This is a genomic window from Pseudomonas sp. KB-10, assembly GCF_018221585.1.
In the GTDB taxonomy this organism is placed as follows: domain Bacteria; phylum Pseudomonadota; class Gammaproteobacteria; order Pseudomonadales; family Pseudomonadaceae; genus Aquipseudomonas; species Aquipseudomonas yangonensis.
Genome location: NZ_QYYB01000008.1, coordinates 68,165 through 87,524, shown reverse-complemented (window position 1 = coordinate 87,524; position 19,360 = coordinate 68,165). Strand labels below are relative to the sequence as shown.

At 64.2% G+C, this 19,360-nt stretch carries 12 protein-coding genes; 11 read left to right on the top strand and 1 reads right to left on the bottom strand.

Annotated features, from left to right (window positions below; translation table 11 throughout):
• Positions 1-54 precede the first annotated feature (54 nt).
• The 3 genes from DXK50_RS20465 to tpx all read left to right on the top strand — a co-directional run bounded on the left by DXK50_RS20465 (position 55) and on the right by tpx (position 6,107).
• Positions 55-1,782, top strand: coding sequence for an autotransporter assembly complex protein TamA (locus DXK50_RS20465; protein WP_212631561.1), 1,728 nt, complete (start codon positions 55-57; stop codon positions 1,780-1,782).
• A complete protein-coding gene (locus tag DXK50_RS20460) occupies positions 1,779-5,459 on the top strand; it encodes a translocation/assembly module TamB domain-containing protein (protein ID WP_212631560.1) in 3,681 nt (1,226 codons plus the stop codon). Before DXK50_RS20465 ends, DXK50_RS20460 begins: the two co-directional genes overlap by 4 nt.
• Positions 5,460-5,606: 147 nt before the next feature.
• The gene (gene tpx / locus DXK50_RS20455; RefSeq protein WP_161867823.1) at positions 5,607-6,107 is read left to right on the top strand and encodes a thiol peroxidase; all 501 of its coding nucleotides are present in this window, start codon (positions 5,607-5,609) and stop codon (positions 6,105-6,107) included.
• 57 nt (positions 6,108-6,164) lie between these two features.
• Here the strand turns inward: tpx and DXK50_RS20450 are convergent, their stop codons facing one another.
• Positions 6,165-7,094 carry a LysR family transcriptional regulator gene (locus DXK50_RS20450; RefSeq protein ID WP_161867824.1) on the bottom strand — a complete coding sequence of 310 codons (930 nt, stop codon included), beginning with the start codon at positions 7,092-7,094 and terminating at the stop codon, positions 6,165-6,167.
• Between the two features lie 216 nt (positions 7,095-7,310).
• Between DXK50_RS20450 and chvE the strand changes: the two genes are divergently transcribed.
• From chvE to DXK50_RS20410, 8 genes are all read left to right on the top strand, one after another.
• Positions 7,311-8,375 (top strand): multiple monosaccharide ABC transporter substrate-binding protein, encoded by a 1,065-nt coding sequence (gene chvE / locus DXK50_RS20445; protein WP_212631559.1) that lies wholly within the window; start codon positions 7,311-7,313, stop codon positions 8,373-8,375.
• Positions 8,376-8,480: 105 nt separating this feature from the next.
• Entirely contained in the window at positions 8,481-10,007 is a 1,527-nt protein-coding gene (gene mmsA / locus DXK50_RS20440; protein ID WP_161867826.1) for a multiple monosaccharide ABC transporter ATP-binding protein, read from the top strand.
• 14 nt (positions 10,008-10,021) lie between these two features.
• The gene (mmsB, locus tag DXK50_RS20435; protein ID WP_161867827.1) at positions 10,022-11,227 is read left to right on the top strand and encodes a multiple monosaccharide ABC transporter permease; all 1,206 of its coding nucleotides are present in this window, start codon (positions 10,022-10,024) and stop codon (positions 11,225-11,227) included.
• 92 nt (positions 11,228-11,319) lie between these two features.
• Positions 11,320-12,102, top strand: a complete 783-nt coding sequence (locus DXK50_RS20430) for an SDR family NAD(P)-dependent oxidoreductase (protein ID WP_161867828.1) — start codon at positions 11,320-11,322, stop codon at positions 12,100-12,102.
• Positions 12,099-13,844 carry an L-arabinonate dehydratase gene (gene araD / locus DXK50_RS20425; protein ID WP_212631558.1) on the top strand — a complete coding sequence of 582 codons (1,746 nt, stop codon included), beginning with the start codon at positions 12,099-12,101 and terminating at the stop codon, positions 13,842-13,844. The genes DXK50_RS20430 and araD overlap by 4 nt, the downstream gene beginning before the upstream one ends.
• 57 nt (positions 13,845-13,901) lie before the next feature.
• Positions 13,902-14,789, top strand: a complete 888-nt coding sequence (locus tag DXK50_RS20420) for an SMP-30/gluconolactonase/LRE family protein (protein WP_212631557.1) — start codon at positions 13,902-13,904, stop codon at positions 14,787-14,789.
• Positions 14,790-14,975: 186 nt separating this feature from the next.
• Positions 14,976-16,199: an MdtA/MuxA family multidrug efflux RND transporter periplasmic adaptor subunit gene (locus tag DXK50_RS20415; RefSeq protein WP_161867831.1), complete on the top strand. Its 1,224-nt coding sequence runs from the start codon at positions 14,976-14,978 to the stop codon at positions 16,197-16,199.
• Positions 16,196-19,288: an MdtB/MuxB family multidrug efflux RND transporter permease subunit gene (locus tag DXK50_RS20410; protein WP_212631556.1), complete on the top strand. Its 3,093-nt coding sequence runs from the start codon at positions 16,196-16,198 to the stop codon at positions 19,286-19,288. Before DXK50_RS20415 ends, DXK50_RS20410 begins: the two co-directional genes overlap by 4 nt.
• The last annotated feature ends 72 nt before the right edge of the window (positions 19,289-19,360 follow it).

The window sequence follows — 19,360 nt, the reverse complement described above, 5'->3', positions numbered from 1 at the left end:
GCATGAACGCAGCGGCTCTGGCGTAGGCTCCGCTCCGTGGTAGCATCCTTCGCCATGAGCGTATATGGATATTTTCAGCGCAGCCTGGCGCTGCTGCTGATCAGTACGGGCGCCTTGGCCGCCAGCGAGCTGGACGTACGGATCACCCCAAACAATTCGGCTCTCAAGGCCAATATCGAAGGTTACGTCGGCAGCCTCGATGGCCGTGATGCGCAGTCGTTACGGCGTTTGCGGCGTATCGCCGAAAACGAGGCGGACAAGGCGGCTCAGGCCCTGGGGTATTACCAGGCGCGCATTCGCAGCCGTATCGAAGAGGGCGAAACACCGCGTCTGGTACTCGAAGTCGAGCCGGGCGAGCGTGTTCGCCTGCGCAACGTGGACATTCGCATCGAAGGGCCGGCCAGTGAGCTATCGGCCTTTCGTGTCCCCCAGGCCAGTCGCCTGCAGCCAGGCTCGGTGCTCAACCACGGGCGCTACGAGGATGCCAAGCGGCTGATTCAGAACCAGGCCTCGCGCTATGGCTTCTTCGATGGCCGCTTCACCCGCCAGCGTCTGCAGATCGATCCGGCAGCCGGGGTGGCTGACATCGAGCTGGTGTTCAGCAGTGGCCCGCGCTACAGCCTGGGGGATATCGCCTTCAGCGGTGATTTCCCGTTCGATGAAGAACTGCTGCTGCGCATGGTGCCGTTCGATCCCGACACACCTTACGACTCCGAGCTGATCGCCGAGCTGTACCAGGCGCTACAGTCCAGCGGCTATTTCGAATCCGTAAGGGTCGATGCCATTCCCACCCAGGCCGATCAGCTGCGCATTCCGATTGCGGTGGCGCTGCAGGTGCGCGAGCCGCGCACCATGGGGCTGGGGCTGGGCTTTTCCACCGACGTCGGGCCGCGCCTGCGCGCCAACTGGACACGTCACTGGCGCAACCCGCAGGGGCACAGCTATGGGGTGGAAACCGAGCTGTCCGCGCCGCGGCAAAACGTCGGACTGTGGTACGACATTCCCGGTGATCCACCTTTGACCGACAAGCTGCGTCTGGCCGGTGGCTATCAATATGAAGAGCTGGCCAGCAAGGACAGCCTGAGTCGTCTGCTCACCCTTGGCCCGGAATGGCACAGCCAGCGTCCCGGTGGCTGGCAGCGCGTGCTGTCGGTCAAGTGGCAGCGCGAGGAATACCGGCTGGGCGACGATTCCGGACTGAGCACCTTGCTGATGCCGGGCGTCAGCTATTCGCTGCTGCGCAGTGACAATCGTCTCGATCCGAACCAGGGCTACCGCGTGCAGTTCGATCTGCGTGGCGCCGTCGACGGCGTGCTTTCCGATGCCAATGTGTTGCACGGCAACGTCATGCTCAAGGGGCTGACTACGGTGTTCGACAATCACCGTCTGCTCGGCCGCGTGCAGTTCGGCGGCACCGAAACCAACGGTTTTTCGGCGGTGCCGCCATCGCTGCGTTTCTTCGCCGGCGGCGATCAGAGCGTGCGCGGCTACGACTACCAGAGCCTGTCGCCGGAAAACAATCGCGGCGACAAGATCGGCGGCCGCTACCTGTTCGCCGCCAGTGCCGAGTATCAGTACAGCCTTACCGACAAGTGGCGCCTGGCGACCTTCATCGACCAGGGCAATTCCTTCAACTCGCTGGAGTTCCCCACCCTCAAGACCGGGGTCGGCTTCGGCGTACGCTGGGTTTCGCCGGTCGGTCCGCTGCGCCTGGATCTGGCCCATGCGCTGGATGATGACGGCGGCGTGCGTCTGCATTTCTCGATGGGGCCTGAATTATGATCCGGCGCCTGCTGAAATGGTTGGCTGCCGGTGTGCTCGGCCTGATGCTGATGATTGGCGCCGCGCTATGGGCGATTCTCGGTACCCAGACGGGTAGCCGCTGGTTGCTGGCCCATGTGCCTGGCCTGCAGGTCGACAACTTCACGGGACGCCTGGGCGGTGCCTGGCAGGCCGATGCGCTGACCTGGCAGCAGGACGAGACGCATGTGGAGCTGCAGCAACTGGACATGGCCTGGTCGCCGTCCTGCCTGTTACGCCTGACGTTGTGCATTGACCGCCTGCATCTGCAACAGGCAGCGCTCGGTCTGCCGCCAAGCACTGAGGCCAGTGGTGAGCCGCTCAGCCTGCCGAGCCTGAACCTGCCGCTGCGCCTGCAACTGGGTGACATTCAGCTGGGTGAGTTGCGCGTGGATGGCCAGGCGCAGTTGAGCGATCTGCAGCTGATAGCAAGCTGGAACGAGCAGGGCGTCGGGCTGCAGCGCCTGGCCCTGCAACGTGATGACCTGCGCCTGGATGTCAGCGGCAGCCTGACTCCGCAAGGCGACTGGCCGCTGGCATTGAGTGGGCGCCTGCAATTACCGGAAGTCGACGGCAAACCCTGGCAGGTGGCGCTGCAGATCGGCGGCGAGCTGCAGCGCAGCCTGGAAATCGAAGCGGATAGCAGTGGTTATCTCGACGCACGCCTGCAAGGCAAGGTGCAGGCCCTGGCCGAGAATCTGCCGGCCGAGCTGCGCCTGACCAGCCGCGACTTCCAGGCCAGCAGCGCCTTGCCAGCGACCCTGCGCCTGCAGGATGTACAACTGCAGGCCAAAGGCGACCTGGCGGCCGGCTATCGCGTCGACGGCACAGCGAGCCTGCCCGCCGAGCAGGCGCCGATGCCGTTGCAACTCAAAGGGCGGGTCGATGCTGCCGGCGCGGATGTAGAACTGCTGCGTATCCAGGCCGAAACGCAGCATGTGCAGGTCGAGGGCAAGCTCGCCTGGAGCGAAGCGCTCACCATCGATGCGCAGCTGGACTGGCTGGATTTTCCCTGGCAGCGCCTCTACCCGATGGACGAGCCGCCACCGGTGGCGCTGCATACCTTGCAGGCCGAAATCAGCTACAGCGAAGGCGACTACCTGGGTAACTTCGCCGCGCAACTGCAGGGGCCTGCGGGTGACTTCAGCCTGAGCAGCCCGATCAGTGGCGATCTTGGCCAGGTCAGCCTGCCGCAACTGCAGCTGATAGCCGGCCAGGGCCGGGCCGAAGGGGTGCTCAAGCTGGGGTTTGCCGAGGGCATCGAGTGGCAGGCCATGTTGCAGCTCAGCGCTCTGGACCCCGGTTACTGGCTGGCGGAAATGCCGGGCAATCTGGCCGGCCCGCTGAACACATCGGGTAGCTTCGACGCCGGTGCGCTGCAGGCGCAAGCCGATATCGACCTCAATGGCCGCCTGCGTGGCCAGCCGGCGCAGTTGCAGGTGCAGGGCGCAGGCAACGGAGAGCGGTGGCAGCTGGAGCGGTTGCTGGTACGCCTTGGCGACAATCGGGTCAGCGGCCAGGGTGCGCTGGATCAGCGCCTGCGCGGCCAGCTTGAGCTGGCCCTGCCGCGCCTGGGACAGCTCTGGCCCGGTTTGCAGGGCCAGGTGCAGGGGCAGCTTTCCCTGGCCGGGACCTTGCAGGCGCCGCAAGGCCAACTGGCGCTGACGGGCGAGCGCCTCGCGTTCGGCGACCCCAGCCTGCGTCGCCTGAAGCTGGACGCGATACTGGATGCTCGGCAGCAGGCGCGTATCGACCTGAATCTGCGCGGTATCCGTATCGGCGATACCTATCTCGGACGCCTGCAGGCCGAGGGGCGTGGCGACCAGCGGCGCCAGGCGCTGGATATCGACCTGCAAGGTCCGCTGCTGCAACTGGCGCTGGCCCTGGACGGTAACTTGAGCGAGCAGGGCGACTGGCGCGGGCGCATCGCCAGCGGCCGGGTGCAGAGTGGCGGGCAGGATTGGCAGCTGCAGCAGGCCGCGAGCCTGGAGCGCCTGGCCAGTGGCCGGCTCAACCTGGGTGCACATTGCTGGCAGTCCGGCGATGCCAGCCTGTGCGGCGGCCAGCAGCGGCTGATGCCGCAGCCCAGCCTGGACTGGCGCCTGGAGAACTTCCCGCTGGCCAGCCTGCAGCCCTGGCTGCCCGAGGATTTCGCCTGGCAGGGGCGCCTGAGTGGTCAGCTCAAGGTCGAGCTGCCCGACAGCGGCCCCAACGGCCAGGTCACGCTCGACGCCAGCGGCGGCAACCTGCGTATTCGCCAGCCGGATGACGAGCAGTGGCTGGATTTCCCCTACGACAGCCTGCGTCTGGACAGTACGCTGCGCCCGCAGCGTGTGGACAGTGAATTGCGCTTCGTCAGTGGGCGTCTGGGGGAGCTGGTGTTGCAGGCGCAGATCGACCCGCGTCCGGCGAACAAGCCGGTTAACGGCCAGTTTCGCCTGAGCGGCTTCGATCTTGCTGTGCTGCGACCCTTCGTGCCAATGGCGGAGAAGCTCGAGGGCACGCTGTTGGGCAGCGGCAGCATAAGCGGCCATCTCCTGGCACCGCAGATCAACGGTCAGCTGCGTTTGGAAGGCGGCGAGCTGTCCGGCAGCGAACTGCCGGTGAGCGTGGAGGGCTTGCAGCTGCAGGCGCTGATCGCGGGGGAGCAGGTGCAGCTTTCCGGGGACTGGCGCAGCGGCGAGCAGGGGCGAGGCAACCTGCGTGGCGAATTCAACTGGGCCGAAGGCCTTACCGGCGACCTGTCGGTGCAGGGGCAGCGCCTGCCGGTGAAGGTCGAGCCTTATGCCGAGCTGGAAGTCGAGCCTGATCTGCAGTTGCAACTGCGTGCCCGGAGTCTGGCGGTCAGTGGCAAGGTGGGCGTGCCGCGCGGACTGATCAGCGTACGTGAGCTGCCGCCATCGACAGTGAAGGTCTCGGGCGACGCGCGAGTGGTCGGTCGCGAAGTGCCCGAAGCCGAGCAGGGCCTGGGCATCGCCATGGATGTCGATGTCGAGGTGGGGCAGGACAAGCTGGCCTTCAGCGGCTTCGGTCTGACTGCGGATCTGCGCGGGCGTGTGCATATCGGCGATAACCTCGATACGCGCGGCGAACTGGAACTGGCCAACGGTCGCTATCGCGCCTACGGCCAGCGCCTGACCATTCGCCGCGCGCGCCTGTTGTTCACCGGGCCCATCGATCAGCCGTTCCTTGATGTGGAGGCTATTCGCCGGGTCGACACGGTCGTCGCCGGGATTCGTCTGTCCGGCAATGCCGAGCAACCCACGACCACGGTGTTCGCCGAACCGGCCATGAGCCAGGAGCAGGCATTGTCCTATCTGGTACTGGGTCGACCCTTGGGGCAAAGCTCGGGCGATAACAACATGCTCGGCCAGGCTGCGCTGGCGCTCGGTCTGGCGGGCAGCAGTTCGCTCACCACCGGTTTGGCCAACAGCCTGGGCATTCAGGATTTCCAGCTCGACACCGAAGGCAGCGGCGTGACCACCAGCGTAGTGGCCAGCGGTAACATCACCGAGCGTCTTAGCCTGCGTTATGGCGTTGGGGTATTCGAGCCGGCCAATACCATTGCCCTGCGTTACGAACTGAGCCGGCGCCTGTATCTGGAAGCGGCCAGCGGGCTGGCCAGTTCGCTCGACCTGTTCTACCGGCGGGATTTCTGATGGCCGCCCGATCGTTCGCTAAATCCCTACTTGGCCCCGGGTGTATCGGCGCCGCTTCTGCGCTAGGCTGCACCCGTGGTCGGGCCGTGACCTGCCATTCTACGGGCCGTTGGCCCCTTCAACTCCCTGAACGATAAGGAAACTCCCATGGCGCAAGTCACTCTCAAAGGCAATCCGGTGCAGGTCGACGGTCAACTGCCGCAGGCCGGTCAACAGGCGCCTGCTTTCAGCCTGGTCGCCGGCGACCTGAGCGACGTCACCCTGGCCAGCCTGGCCGGCAAGCGCAAGGTGCTTAACATCTTCCCGAGCGTCGATACCCCGACCTGCGCCAGTTCCGTGCGCAAGTTCAATGCCGAAGCCAGCCAGTTGGACAACACCGTGGTGCTGTGCATTTCCGCCGATCTGCCGTTCGCCCAGGCACGTTTCTGTGGAGCCGAAGGTCTGGACAGCGTGGTCAACCTGTCCACCCTGCGTGGTGCCGACTTCCTCAAGAACTACGGCGTTGCCATCGCCAGCGGCCCGCTGACCGGCCTGGCTGCACGCGCCGTGGTGGTGTTGGACGAGCAGGACAAGGTACTGCACAGCGAGCTGGTTGGTGAAATCGCCCACGAACCGGACTACGCTGCGGCCCTGGCAGTACTCAAGTAAGTCGCCTGTCACACTCGAAACGGCCTGCCTTGCGCAGGCCGTTTTCGTTTGTGCGGGTCATTTGTTCAGCGCTGCGGTGACCAGCCGGCGCAAGCGATTGGCCACTGGCGACAGTTCACGCCCTTTGACCAGCAACAGGTAGTAGGGCGACATCTCGATGACCACGTTCAGCGGCAGCACCTTGAGCTTGGCGCCGACCTGATCGCCGAGCAGCAGGTCCGACACTTCGCTGGCGAGCGGCGCGATGGCCGACGACGACACCAGGATGGCGATCATCGCCAGCAGTGAAGTGGTGTTGGTGATGTTGGTCGGCAATGGTGCGCCAACGCTGAGAAAGGCGGTTTCCATCGCCTCGCGAATCGGCGTCCGGTGGCTCTGCATTACCCATTCGTAGGGTGATAGATCGTGCAGCGTCACCTGGTCGACGTTGGCCAACGGGTGATCCTGACGCACGATCAGTTTCAGGGTTTCGGTGCGCGCCGGGTAGATCTCGAAATCTGCCGGGTTGACGCCGCGGGGCAGGCGGGCCAGCACGAAGTCGTTCTTGCCAGCCGCCAGGTCGTGCACCAGTTCGTCGCTAGCGGCCACGTTGACATGCACGTCGGCGCGCGGCGACATCGCCTTGAGCTGGCGGATGGCGGGAATCACGAAGCCCACCGCCGCACCGGTCACGGCACCGACCGTGGTCATGCCGCCTTCGCCGCGCTTGAGCTCCTCGACGTCCTGGGCCAGGTCGCGCAGTTCCACCAGCATGTTGTGCGCGCGGCGGGCCAGGGCGCGGCCGATCAGCGTCGGTACCATACCCTTGGCATGACGTTCGAACAGACGCGCGCCGAGGGTGTGTTCGATCTCAGCCAGCATGCGCGAGGCGGCAGGCTGGCTGACGGTCAGCTCGTCTGCGGCCAGGCCGAGCTGGCCGTGTTCGGCGATGGCAGCGATCAAGCGTAGTTGGGGAATCTTCAGGTGGCGGGCGATGCCGATGTCCATGGTGGCGCTCGTTATCGGGGTGCAGGCGGCGTGGAAGCGCCTGTTTGACTAACAACAACATACCAGTATTGGTATGAAGCTGCGCAAAATACGAATTTGCTTGATATGGGGTGCGCTTCTATCGTCAGGGCTGCTTTGAGCTCTTCGTTGAACCAACAACAATAATCGCGAAGTCGCGCGCTCCTGAGTGCGCCAGGCGTCGCCAGGAGAAGCTGAATGAACGCAATCCGTAAACTTGTGGCCGCCATGGCCATGGGCGCCACCCTGATCAGTGCCGCTTCCGTCGGCGCGGCCGAAAAGGGCTTCGTCGGAATCGCCATGCCGACCAAGTCATCCTCTCGCTGGATCAATGATGGCGACAACATGGTCAAGCAGCTGGAAAAAGCCGGCTACAAGGCCGACCTGCAGTACGCCGAAGACGACATTCCCACACAGGTCTCGCAGATCGAGAACATGATGGTCAAGGGTGTCAACGTTCTGGTCATCGCCGCCATCGACGGCACCACCCTGACCAATGCCCTGGAAAACGCCAACGCCGCGGACATCAAGGTGATCGCCTATGACCGCCTGATCCGCGACAGCGAGTATGTCGACTACTACGCCACCTTCGACAACACCAAGGTCGGCGTGCTGCAGGCCGAATCCCTGCTCAAGGGCATGCAGGCGCGCGGCCCTGGCCCCTACAACGTCGAGCTGTTCGGCGGCTCGCCGGACGACAACAACGCCTACTTCTTCTATGACGGCGCCATGTCGGTGCTGCAGCCTTTGATCGACAAGGGCGAGATCAAGATCCTCTCCGGGCAGACCGGCATGGGCAAGGTCGGCACCCTGCGCTGGGACGGCGCCACCGCCCAGGCACGCATGGATAACCTGCTGTCCGCCAACTACACCAAGGAGCGCCTCGACGGCGTGCTGTCGCCCTACGACGGCATCTCCATAGGTGTGCTGTCGTCCCTGAAGGGCGTCGGTTACGGCTCCGGCGACATGCCGATGCCGATCGTCACTGGCCAGGATTCGGAAGTGCCGTCGGTGAAATCGATCCTCGCTGGCGAGCAGTATTCGACGATATTCAAGGACACCCGCCAGCTTGCCGAGGTGACCGTCGGCATGGTCAGGGCGCTGCTTGAGGGCAGCGAGCCGCAGATCAACGACACCAAGACCTACGACAACGGCAAGAAAGTGGTGCCGGCCTACCTGCTGCAGCCGGTCACGGTCGACAAGAGCAACTGGGAAAAGGTGCTGATCGACAGCGGTTATTACACCAAGGACCAGATCCAGTAAACGTCCCTGCCGGCAGCGCGGCCCGCTGCCGGTCCCTTACCCCTTGTTTACCTGAGCATGGCGCGCGCGCTGCGGTTGGCGCGTGCCTAGCGGACGGATAAAACCATGCAGCAAGACATCATTCTGGAAATGCGCGGTATCACCAAGACGTTTCCGGGCGTGAAGGCGCTCGACAACGTCAACCTCAAGGTGCGTCGTGGCGAGATTCACGCGCTGTGCGGCGAGAATGGCGCCGGCAAGTCGACTCTTATGAAGGTGCTCAGCGGCGTCTATCCGCACGGCAGCTACGACGGCGAGATCATTTACGAAGGTAAGCCGCTGGCGTTCACCGGCATTCGTGACAGCGAGCGTGAAGGCATCATCATCATCCACCAGGAGCTGGCGCTCGTGCCGCTGCTGTCCATCGCCGAAAACCTGTTTCTCGGTAACGAAATTACCAGTGGCGGCGTGATCGACTGGCCCGAGGTATACCGGCGCACCGAGGTGCTGCTGGGCAAGGTCGGCCTCGACGAGATCGCCACCACGCCGGTGGAGAAGCTCGGCGTGGGCAAGCAGCAACTGGTGGAAATCGCCAAGGCGCTGGCCAAGGACGTCAAGCTCCTGATCCTCGATGAGCCCACCGCGGCGCTGCAGGAAAACGACAGCCAGAAGCTCCTCGACCTGCTGCTGGAGTTCCGCGCCCAGGGCATTTCCTCGATCCTGATTTCCCACAAGCTCAATGAAGTCAGCCGCGTTGCTGACAGCATCACTGTGCTGCGCGACGGCGCCTCGGTGAGCAGCATGGACTGCCACACCGAAGCGGTCAGTGAAGAAACCATCATCCGCGGCATGGTCGGTCGCGATATGGAGAACCGCTACCCGGAGCGCACGCCGCAGATCGGCGAGACGCTGCTGGAAATCCGCGACTGGAACGTCTGGCACCCGGAGTCGGCTTCGCGGCAGATGATCCGCAACGTCAACCTGCGCGTTGCCGCCGGTGAAGTGGTCGGCATCGCCGGGCTGATGGGGGCAGGGCGCACCGAGCTGGCCATGAGCGTGTTCGGCAGGAGCTACGGGCGCAATATTTCCGGTTCCGTGCACCTGCGCGGCAAAGAGATCGACGTGTCGACCGTGCGCCGCGCGGTGGACAACGGCATCGCCTACGTCACCGAAGACCGCAAGTCCCTGGGACTGGTGCTCGACGAAAGCATCCAGTGCAACACCACCCTGGCCAACCTGCCGGGTGTCTCCAGCCACGGCGTGATCGACGAGCACGAAGAGCGCCGGGTTGCCGAGCAGTACCGCGAGGCCATGCACATCCGCACGCCGGGGGTATTCCAGAAGGTGCTCAACCTCTCGGGCGGTAATCAGCAGAAGGTGGTGCTCAGCAAATGGCTGTTCGCCAAGCCCGAAGTGCTGATTCTCGACGAGCCCACCCGCGGCATCGACGTGGGCGCCAAGTTCGAGATCTACAGCCTGATCAACCAGCTCGCCGCTGACGGCAAGGGCGTGATCATCATCTCGTCGGAGATGCCCGAGCTTTTGGGCATGTGCGACCGCATCTACGTAATGAACGAAGGCGCCTTCCTGGGCGAACTGGCACGTGAAGAGGCGAGCCAGGAAAAGATCATGTCGATGATCGTCAAGGCGTGAGCGAGGACAACGCAATGGAAACCAACACTCAAACCGCTCAAACCCAACACCTGGCGCGACCCTCGCTGTTGGGCCACATGAAGAGCCATATCCGCGACTACGGCATGCTGTTGACCCTGGTGGTCATCATGGGGCTGTTCGAGGTGCTCACCGATGGCACGCTGATGCGCCCGATCAACCTTACCAACCTGCTGCTGCAGAACAGCTACATCATCATCATGGCTCTGGGCATGTTGCTGGTGATCGTCTCCGGGCACATCGACCTGTCGGTGGGCTCGGTGGTCGGCTTCGTCGGCGCTGCGGCGGCAGTGATGATGGTGCAGTGGGGCTGGTCGACCTCGGTGGTGGTGCCGGTTTGCCTGTTGATGGGCTGCCTGATCGGCGCAGCCCAGGGCTACTGGATCGCCTACTGGCAGATCCCCTCGTTCATCGTCACCCTGGCCGGCATGCTGGTGTTTCGCGGCCTGACCCTGGCGGTACTGGACGGTCAGTCCATCGGCCCTTTCTCCAGCAGTTTCCAGCTGATGAGCAACGGCTTCATCCCGGACATCTTCGGCGTCAAGCGGCCCAACGTGACCGCCATAGTGCTCGGTGTGTTCGCCGCTGCGATGATCATCTACCTGGCGCTGCGCGGACGTAGGCGCGCCAAACGCTACGGCATCGTCGACGAGCCAGGTGTGTTCTTCGCGGTCAAGAACCTGCTGATCGCCGGCGCCATCGTCTACATTGCCTACCTGCTGGCCACCTACCGCGGTCTGCCGAACGTGCTGATCATCATGGCCCTGCTGATCAGCGCCTACACCTTCCTGACCAACCGCACCACGCTGGGCCGGCGCATCTACGCCATCGGCGGCAACGTCAAGGCGGCCAAGCTGTCGGGTATCAACACCGAGCGCCTGACCTTCTTCGCCTTCGTCAACATGGGCATGCTCGCGGCCCTGGCCGGCATGATCTTCGCCGCGCGGCTCAACACCGCGACGCCCAAGGCCGGCGTGTCGTTCGAGCTGGACGTGATCGCAGCGGTGTTCATCGGCGGCGCGTCGATGTCCGGCGGCGTCGGCAAGATCATCGGCGCGGTGATCGGTGCCCTGATCATGGGGGTAATGAATAACGGCATGTCGATTCTCGGCATCGGCATCGAATGGCAGCAGGTAATCAAGGGCCTGGTGCTGCTGGCCGCGGTGATCTTCGACGTTGTCAACAAGAGCAAGTCCCGTTAGCGGACGCTGAGTCGCCATAGCCAACCATTTCCGCAGTACCGCTGGCGCCGGGCACAGCCGGGCGCCGCAGGATGAACATGAGGTAGCAGGCCATGAACAGCCACAATCAACCTTCGGGCAAGGCGGTTTACGCCGACCTGGCCGGGCGCACCGTGCTGATTTCCGGTGGCGCCACCGGCATCGGCCGCGCGCTGGTCACGGCGTTCGCGCGGCAGGGCGCGCGTACCGCCTTCGTCGACATCGACGACAAGCATGGCATGGCCCTGGCCAGTGAGCTGACAGAAGCTGGGCATCAGGTACTTTTCCTGCGCTGCGACATCACCGACGTCAAGGCCTACCAGGCTGCCATTCACAAGGTCGCCGAGCAGTTCGGGCCAATTACCGTGCTGCTCAACAACGCCGCCAATGATGTACGCCACGCGCTGGATTCGATCAGCATGGAACGCTTCGACAATCTGATTGCCGTGAACCTGCGCCACGCCACCTTCGCCGCCCAGGCCGTGGTGCCGATGATGCGCCAGGCCGGCGGGGGCTCGATCATCAACTTCGGCTCGGTGGGCTGGATGATGGCCTCGGCCGGCTACCCGGTGTACGCGGCGAGCAAGGCCGCCACCCACGGGCTGACCCGTGGCCTGGCGCGGGATCTGGGTAAGGATCGCATCCGCGTCAACACCCTGGTGCCGGGCTGGGTGATGACCGAGAAGCAGTTGGCCATGTGGGTCGACGAAACGGCCAAGGAGCAGATTCGCCAGAACCAGTGCATGCCCGGCCAGCTCCTGCCCGAGCATATCGCCGACATGGCGCTGTTTTTGGCATCCGACGCGGCGGCCATGTGCACCGCGCAGAATTTCATCGTCGACGGAGGTTGGGTATGAGCACCTTCAAACCGGCAGCCTGGCCCCGCAAGCTGCGCTCCACCGAATGGTACGGTGGCGACTCGCGTGATCACATTTACCATCGCAGCTGGATGAAGAACCAGGGCCTGCCGGCCGACCTGTTCGACGGCCGCCCGGTGATCGGCATCTGCAACACCTGGTCGCAGCTCACGCCCTGCAATGCGCACCTGCGTGACCTGGCCGAGCGGGTCAAGCATGGCATCTACGAGGCCGGCGGCCTGCCGCTGGAATTTCCGGTGTTCTCGGCCGGCGAAAGTTCGCTGCGCCCGACCGCGATGATGTACCGCAATATGGCGGCGATGGACGTGGAGGAAGCGCTGCGCGCCAACCCGCTGGATGGTGTGGTGCTGCTGGCCGGTTGCGACAAGACCACCCCGGCGCTGCTGATGGGCGCCGCCAGCGTCGACATTCCGGCCATCGTGGTGTCCGGCGGGCCGATGCTCAACGGCTGGTTTCGTGGCGAGCGTGTCGGTTCCGGCACCGCGTTGTGGCAGATGTCCGAAGACATCAAGGCCGGCAAGATGAGCCGCGAAGACTTCCTCGAGGCCGAGCAGTCGATGTCGCGTTCGCCGGGCTCGTGCAACACCATGGGCACCGCCAGCACCATGGCCAGCATGGCCGAAGCGCTGGGCATGGCGCTGTCCGGCAACGCGGCGATCCCCGCGGTGGACAGTCGCCGCCGGGTGATGGCTCACCTGACCGGGAGACGCATCGTACAGATGGTCAAGGACGACCTGAAACCCTCCGACATCATGACCCGCCAGGCTTTCGAAAACGCCATCCGCGTCAACGGCAGCATCGGCGGCTCGACCAACGCGGTGATCCACCTCTTGGCCATTGCCGGTCGCGTCGGCGTCGACCTGACCCTGGACGACTGGGACCGCCTCGGCCGGGACATCCCGACCATCGTCAACCTGATGCCCTCGGGCAAATATCTGATGGAAGAGTTCTTCTACGCCGGTGGCCTTCCGGTGGTGATCCGCATGCTCGGCGAAGGTGACAAGCTGCACAAGGATGCGCTGACCGTGTCCGGAGAGACCATCTGGGAGGAGGTAAAGGGCGTGCGCAACTGGAACGAAGACGTCATCCGCCCGGTCGATAAGGCACTGACCGCAAAGGGCGGGATCGCCGTGCTGCGCGGCAACCTGGCGCCGCGCGGTGCGGTGCTCAAGCCGTCGGCCGCATCAAAGCACCTGATGCAGCACCGGGGCCGCGCCGTGGTGTTCGAGGACATCGACGACTACAAGGCGAGGATCAACGACGAGAGCCTGGATATCGACGAAAACTGTGTGATGGTGCTGAAGAATTGCGGCCCGCGTGGTTACCCGGGCATGGCTGAAGTGGGCAACATGGGCCTGCCGCCCAAGGTACTGCGCAAGGGCATCACCGACATGGTGCGTATTTCCGATGCGCGCATGTCCGGCACCGCCTATGGCACCGTGGTGCTGCACACCACGCCGGAAGCGGCGGCTGGCGGGCCGCTGGCGGTGGTGCGCAATGGCGACATGATAGAACTCGACGTGGAGGCGCGGCGCATTCACCTGGATATTCCCGAGGCCGAGCTGCGCCAGCGCCTGGCTGAGTGGCAGCCGAGCGTCAAACCGCCGGCCAGCGGTTACATCAAGCTGTTCCATGACCACGTGCAGGGCGCCGACAGCGGGGCGGACTTCGATTTTCTCAAGGGTTGCCGTGGCGCCGGTGTTCCCAAGGACAGCCATTAAGCAGGAGTTGGCCTGCCTGGCGGCTGCGCACCAGCACATTTGAGGAGGCACCTGGACATGACCGCTAATCCCCACGGCAGTAGCGCCGCGCGCATCGCCGATTCACGGGCCTGCACCCTGGGCGAGGGCGTGTTCTGGCACCCGCTGCGGGAGCAGTTGTTCTGGTTCGATATCCTTGGCAGGCGTCTGTTGAGCCGGCGCGATGGCCAGTCGCTGGAGTGGTCGCTGGATGAGCGTGCCTCCGCGGCTGGCTGGATCGACAACGACCGCCTGCTGATGGCCAGCGAAACGGCACTATCGATCTTCGATTTGCGCAGCGGCGCGCGCGCGCCGATCTGCGCCCTGGAGGCGGACAACCCGCTGACCCGCTCCAACGATGGACGCGCCGATCCCTGGGGCGGTTTCTGGATCGGCACCATGGGCCTCGAAGCCCAGCCCCAGGCTGGTGCCATCTATCGCTATTATCGGGGTGAGCTGCGTCGGCTGTTCGCCGATATCACCATCAGCAACGCCATCTGTTTCTCGCCGGATCGCCGCTTCGCCTACTTCGCCGATACCCATCGCCAGCAGATCTGGCGTCAGGCGCTGGACGAGCAGGATGGCTGGCCGAGCGGCGAGCAGCAGCCGTTCGTCGATTGTCGCGCGGCCGGTTTGAATCCCGATGGCGCCGTGGTCGACGCACAGGGACGGCTGTGGAACGCGCAGTGGGGCGCTTCGCGGGTGGCCTGTTACGACAGCAATGGTCAGTTCCTGCAGGCCCTGGCGTTTCCCGCCTCACAGATATCCTGCCCGGCATTGGCAGGGCCCAACCTGTCGACGCTGTTCGTCACCTCCGCACGCGAAGGCCTGGATAACGACCAGCTCGCCGCTGAACCCCACGCCGGCAAACTGTTTGCTGTGGAAGTATCAATCCGGGGGCAGGCCGAGCATCAGGTGATTCTCTAGGCCTTGGAAATACAAGGTAATACCTACATAGTCGTCCCGAAACACTCGAGGTAGAGACGTTGTCAGCGTTCGCTTGGGTTTTTTTTCGTCTTGAATCACCTGTGGAGGTAAATAGCCGGTAAAGAGGCTTTGCTTCGTGCTGAGCAGTGCTTATCGTTCACGCTCCTTACACGAAGCGATTGGCTCATGTCCGAAGTAAAAACAACGCCCAGCACCCCATCTTCCAAACGTCAGTGGTTTATCGGTCTCCTTCTGCTGGCGTTGATCATCGTCCTGATCTGGTGGTTCTGGCCGAGCGAACCGCAGTCCCAACAGATGGGCCGTGGCCGCTTCGGTGACATGGGACCGGTGCCGGTTCGTGTGGCTGAAGTCGAGCAGGGCGAGTTCGCCATCGAGCTCAAGGCGCTCGGCACCGTGACCGCCTACAACACGGTCAATGTCCGCTCGCGGGTCGACGGCGAGCTGGTCAAGGTGCTGTTCGAGGAGGGGCAGCAGGTCAAGGCTGGCGATTTGCTCGCGGTGATCGACCCGCGCTCCTATCAGGTCGCGTTGCAGCAGGCGCAGGGCGCGCTGCAGGAGAATCAGGCGCAACTGAAGAACGCCGAGCTGGATCTGCAGCGCTACAAGGGGCTTTACGCTGAAGACAGCATCGCCAAGCAGACCCTCGACACCCAGCAGGCACTGGTCAATCAGTACCGCGGCAGCCTGCAGAGCAATCAGGCGGACGTCGCCACGGCCAAGCTGAACCTCGACTTCACCCAGATTCGCGCGCCCATCGCCGGTCGCCTCGGCCTGCGCCAGCTGGATATCGGTAACCTGGTCAGCAGCGGCGACACCACGCCGCTGGTGGTGATTACCCAGACCGATCCGATTTCGGTGGTGTTCACCATTCCCGAGGGCGATCTGCCTGCCGTGCTGCAGCGCCGCCGCGACGGCGCTACGCTGGCAGTCGAGGCCTGGGATCGTGGCGAACGCCTGAAACTGGCCGAGGGCGTGCTGGAAAGCCTGGATAACCAGATCGACACCACCACCGGCACGGTCAAGCTCAAGGCGCGCTTCGATAATGCCGAGCAGATGCTCTTCCCCAATCAGTTCGTCAACGTGCGCCTGCGTGTGAAAACCCATGAGGCGGCCACCATCATCCCCTCCGCTGCGGTGCAGTTCGGTACCCGCGGCACCTTCGTCTATGTGGTCGACGGTGATAACAAGGTGAACATCCGCCCGGTCACCGTCGTGGCCAGTGATGCCGAGCGCAGCATGGTTGACGAGGGCGTGCAACCTGGCCAGCGGCTGGTCACGGAAGGCACCGACCGTCTGCGCGACGGCAGCGAGGTGCAGGTAGTCGACCCGCAGGCCGCACAGAAGACCGGTGAGCAGGGCGACCAGACCGCACCGCGGAACGACGCATGAATATCTCCCGCCCCTTTATCCTGCGGCCGGTCGCCACCACGCTGTTGATGGTGGCGATCTTCCTCAGCGGTCTGATCGCCTACCGGCTGCTACCGGTATCGGCGCTGCCGGAGGTGGATTATCCGACTATCCGCGTGCTGACTCTCTATCCAGGCGCCAGCCCGGATGTGATGACCAGTGCGGTGACGGCGCCGCTGGAGCGCCAGTTCGGGCAGATGGCCGGGCTCAAGCAGATGTCCTCGACCAGCTCCGGTGGCGCCTCGGTGATCACCCTGCGCTTCAATCTGGATGTTTCCCTGGCAGTGGCCGAGCAGGAAGTGCAGGCGGCGATCAACGCGGCGAGCAACCTGCTACCGGGCGACCTGCCGGCACCGCCGGTGTACAACAAGGTCAATCCGGCCGATACGCCGGTGCTGACCCTGGCGGTGAGCTCGAAGACGCTGCCGCTGCCGCAGGTCAACGATCTGGTCGATACCCGCCTGGCGCAGAAGCTCGCGCAAACCAGCGGTGTCGGCCTGGTGACCCTGGCAGGTGGGCAACGTCCTGCCGTGCGTATCCGCGTCAACCCCGAGGCGCTGGCGTCCTATGGTCTGAGCCTGGCCGACGTGCGCAACCTGATCACCGCCAGCAACGTCAATCAGCCCAAGGGCAATTTCGATGGCCCCACGCGGGTTGCCCAGCTCGATGCCAACGACCAGCTGAAATCGGTCGATGAATACCGTGAGCTGATCTTGAGCTATCAGAACGGCGCGGCACTGCGCCTGAAGGATGTCGCCGAGATCATCGACGGCGCCGAGAACGAGCGGCTGGCGGCCTGGGCCAACCGCAACCAGGCGGTGCTGGTCAACGTGCAGCGCCAGCCGGGTGCCAACGTCATCGATGTGGTCGACCGTATCCAGACTCTGCTGCCGCACCTGACCGAAGGCCTGCCGGCCAGCGTCGAGGTCAAGGTGCTCACCGACCGTACGCAGACCATTCGTGCTGCCGTGCGCGATGTACAGCACGAGCTGCTGCTGGCCATCGCTCTGGTGGTGATGGTGACCTTCCTGTTCCTGCGCAAACTGTCGGCGACCATCATCCCGTCGATCGTCGTGCCGCTGTCGCTGATCGGCACCTTTGGCGTGATGTACCTGGCCGGCTTCACCATCAACAACCTGACGCTGATGGCGCTGACCATTGCCACCGGCTTCGTGGTCGACGACGCGATCGTCATGCTGGAGAACATTGCCCGTCATCTGGAAGAGGGCGAGACGCCGCTCAACGCCGCACTCAAGGGGGCGCGGCAGATTGGCTTCACCCTGGTCTCGCTGACCCTGTCGCTGATCGCGGTACTGATTCCGCTGCTGTTCATGGCCGATGTAGTCGGCCGCTTGTTCCGCGAGTTCGCCATCACCCTGGCGGTGGCCATCCTGATTTCCCTGGTGGTGTCGCTGACCCTGACGCCGATGATGTGCGCGCGCCTGCTCAAGGCGGAAAAACCCGAGAGCGAAGGGCGGTTCTACAAAGCTGCCGGCGGCTTCATCGATGCCATGATCGAGCGCTACGGTGTCGCTCTGCAATGGGTGCTCAGGCATCAGCCGCTGACGCTGCTGGTCGCCGTAGCCACGCTGGGCCTGACCGTGTTGTTGTACCTGGCGGTGCCCAAGGGTTTCTTTCCGGTGCAGGACACCGGCGTGATCCAGGGTATTTCCGAGGCGCCACAGTCGATTTCCTTCGCCGCCATGAGCGAACGTCAGCAGCGCCTGGCCGATGTGATCCTGCGTGATCCGGCGGTGGCCAGCCTGTCCTCGTCGATTGGCGTGGATGGCGACAACCCGACGCTCAACAGCGGCCGCCTGCTGATCAATCTGAAGACTCACGCCGAGCGCGACGTGACCGCCAGCGAGGTGATCGATCGCCTGCGCCCGGAGCTGGCGAAGATTCCCGGTATCGAACTGTACATGCAGCCGGTGCAGGACCTGACCATCGAGGATCGCATCAGCCGCACCCAGTTCCAGTTCACTCTGGAGTCGCCTGACAGTCAGTTGCTGGAAACCTGGACGCCGCGCCTGGTCGAAGCGCTGCGTGAGCAACCGGAGCTGACCGATGTGGCCAGCGACCTGCAGAACCGTGGCCTGCAGGTGTACCTGGATATCGACCGCGACGCTGCAGCGCGCCTTGGCATCAATGTCGGCAACATCGACGATGCGCTATATGACGCCTTTGGCCAGCGCCAGATCAGCACCATCTACACCCAGGCCAGCCAGTACCGCGTGGTGCTGGAAAGCCGCGATGGCGGGCGCATCGGGCTGGCCGCGCTGCGCCAGATCCATGTGGCCACCGGGGACGGCCAGCAGGTGCCGCTGTCATCCCTGGCGCACATCGAGGAGCGTCCGGCCAGCCTGCTGGTCAACCATATCGGCCAGTTCCCGGCAGTGACCCTGTCGTTCAACCTGGCACCGGGCGTGTCGTTGGGCGAGGCGGTCGAGGTCATTGAGCGGGTCGAGCAGGAAATCGGCTTGCCGTTGTCCATCAACACCCAGTTCCAGGGCGCTGCCGAGGCGTTCCGCGCCTCGCTGAGCTCCACGTTGCTGCTGATCCTGGCCGCCATCGTCACCATGTATATCGTGCTCGGCGTGCTCTACGAGAGTTACATCCACCCGATCACCATCCTCTCCACGCTGCCTTCGGCGGGCGTCGGTGCCTTGCTCGCGTTGCTGCTGACGGGGAATGATCTGGGGTTGATCGCCATCATCGGCATCATCCTGCTGATCGGTATCGTCAAGAAGAACGCGATCATGATGATCGACTTCGCCCTGGAGGCCGAGCGCAACCAGGGCATGGCACCGGAGGCGGCGATCTACCAGGCGGCGCTGCTGCGCTTCCGGCCAATCCTGATGACCACCCTGGCGGCATTGTTCGGCGCCATCCCGTTGATGCTCGCCTCGGGCTCGGGTGCCGAGCTGCGTCAGCCGCTGGGGCTGGTGATGGTCGGCGGCCTGCTGGTCAGCCAGGTGCTGACGCTGTTCACCACACCGGTGATCTACCTGTACTTCGATCGCCTGTCGCGGCGCTTTAGTGGTCGCAGTGCCGCGGGGGTGGCGGTATGACTCCGGCCCGTAGGAGCGGCCTTGGCCGCGAACGGGCCGGTGCAGAGGATTCGCGGCTGAATCCGCCCGTAC

Excerpts from the sequence above, each read along its gene's own strand:
- DXK50_RS20450 (WP_161867824.1), bottom strand. The coding sequence starts at position 7,094 with ATGGACATCGGCATCGCCCGCCACCTGAAGATTCCCCAACTACGCTTG.
- mmsA (WP_161867826.1), top strand. The coding sequence starts at position 8,481 with ATGCAGCAAGACATCATTCTGGAAATGCGCGGTATCACCAAGACGTTT.
- tpx (WP_161867823.1), top strand. The coding sequence starts at position 5,607 with ATGGCGCAAGTCACTCTCAAAGGCAATCCGGTGCAGGTCGACGGTCAA.
- DXK50_RS20430 (WP_161867828.1), top strand. The coding sequence starts at position 11,320 with ATGAACAGCCACAATCAACCTTCGGGCAAGGCGGTTTACGCCGACCTG.
- DXK50_RS20420 (WP_212631557.1), top strand. The coding sequence starts at position 13,902 with ATGACCGCTAATCCCCACGGCAGTAGCGCCGCGCGCATCGCCGATTCA.
- DXK50_RS20410 (WP_212631556.1), top strand. The coding sequence starts at position 16,196 with ATGAATATCTCCCGCCCCTTTATCCTGCGGCCGGTCGCCACCACGCTG.
- DXK50_RS20415 (WP_161867831.1), top strand. The coding sequence starts at position 14,976 with ATGTCCGAAGTAAAAACAACGCCCAGCACCCCATCTTCCAAACGTCAG.
- chvE (WP_212631559.1), top strand. The coding sequence starts at position 7,311 with ATGAACGCAATCCGTAAACTTGTGGCCGCCATGGCCATGGGCGCCACC.
- mmsB (WP_161867827.1), top strand. The coding sequence starts at position 10,022 with ATGGAAACCAACACTCAAACCGCTCAAACCCAACACCTGGCGCGACCC.
- DXK50_RS20460 (WP_212631560.1), top strand. The coding sequence starts at position 1,779 with ATGATCCGGCGCCTGCTGAAATGGTTGGCTGCCGGTGTGCTCGGCCTG.
- araD (WP_212631558.1), top strand. The coding sequence starts at position 12,099 with ATGAGCACCTTCAAACCGGCAGCCTGGCCCCGCAAGCTGCGCTCCACC.
- DXK50_RS20465 (WP_212631561.1), top strand. The coding sequence starts at position 55 with ATGAGCGTATATGGATATTTTCAGCGCAGCCTGGCGCTGCTGCTGATC.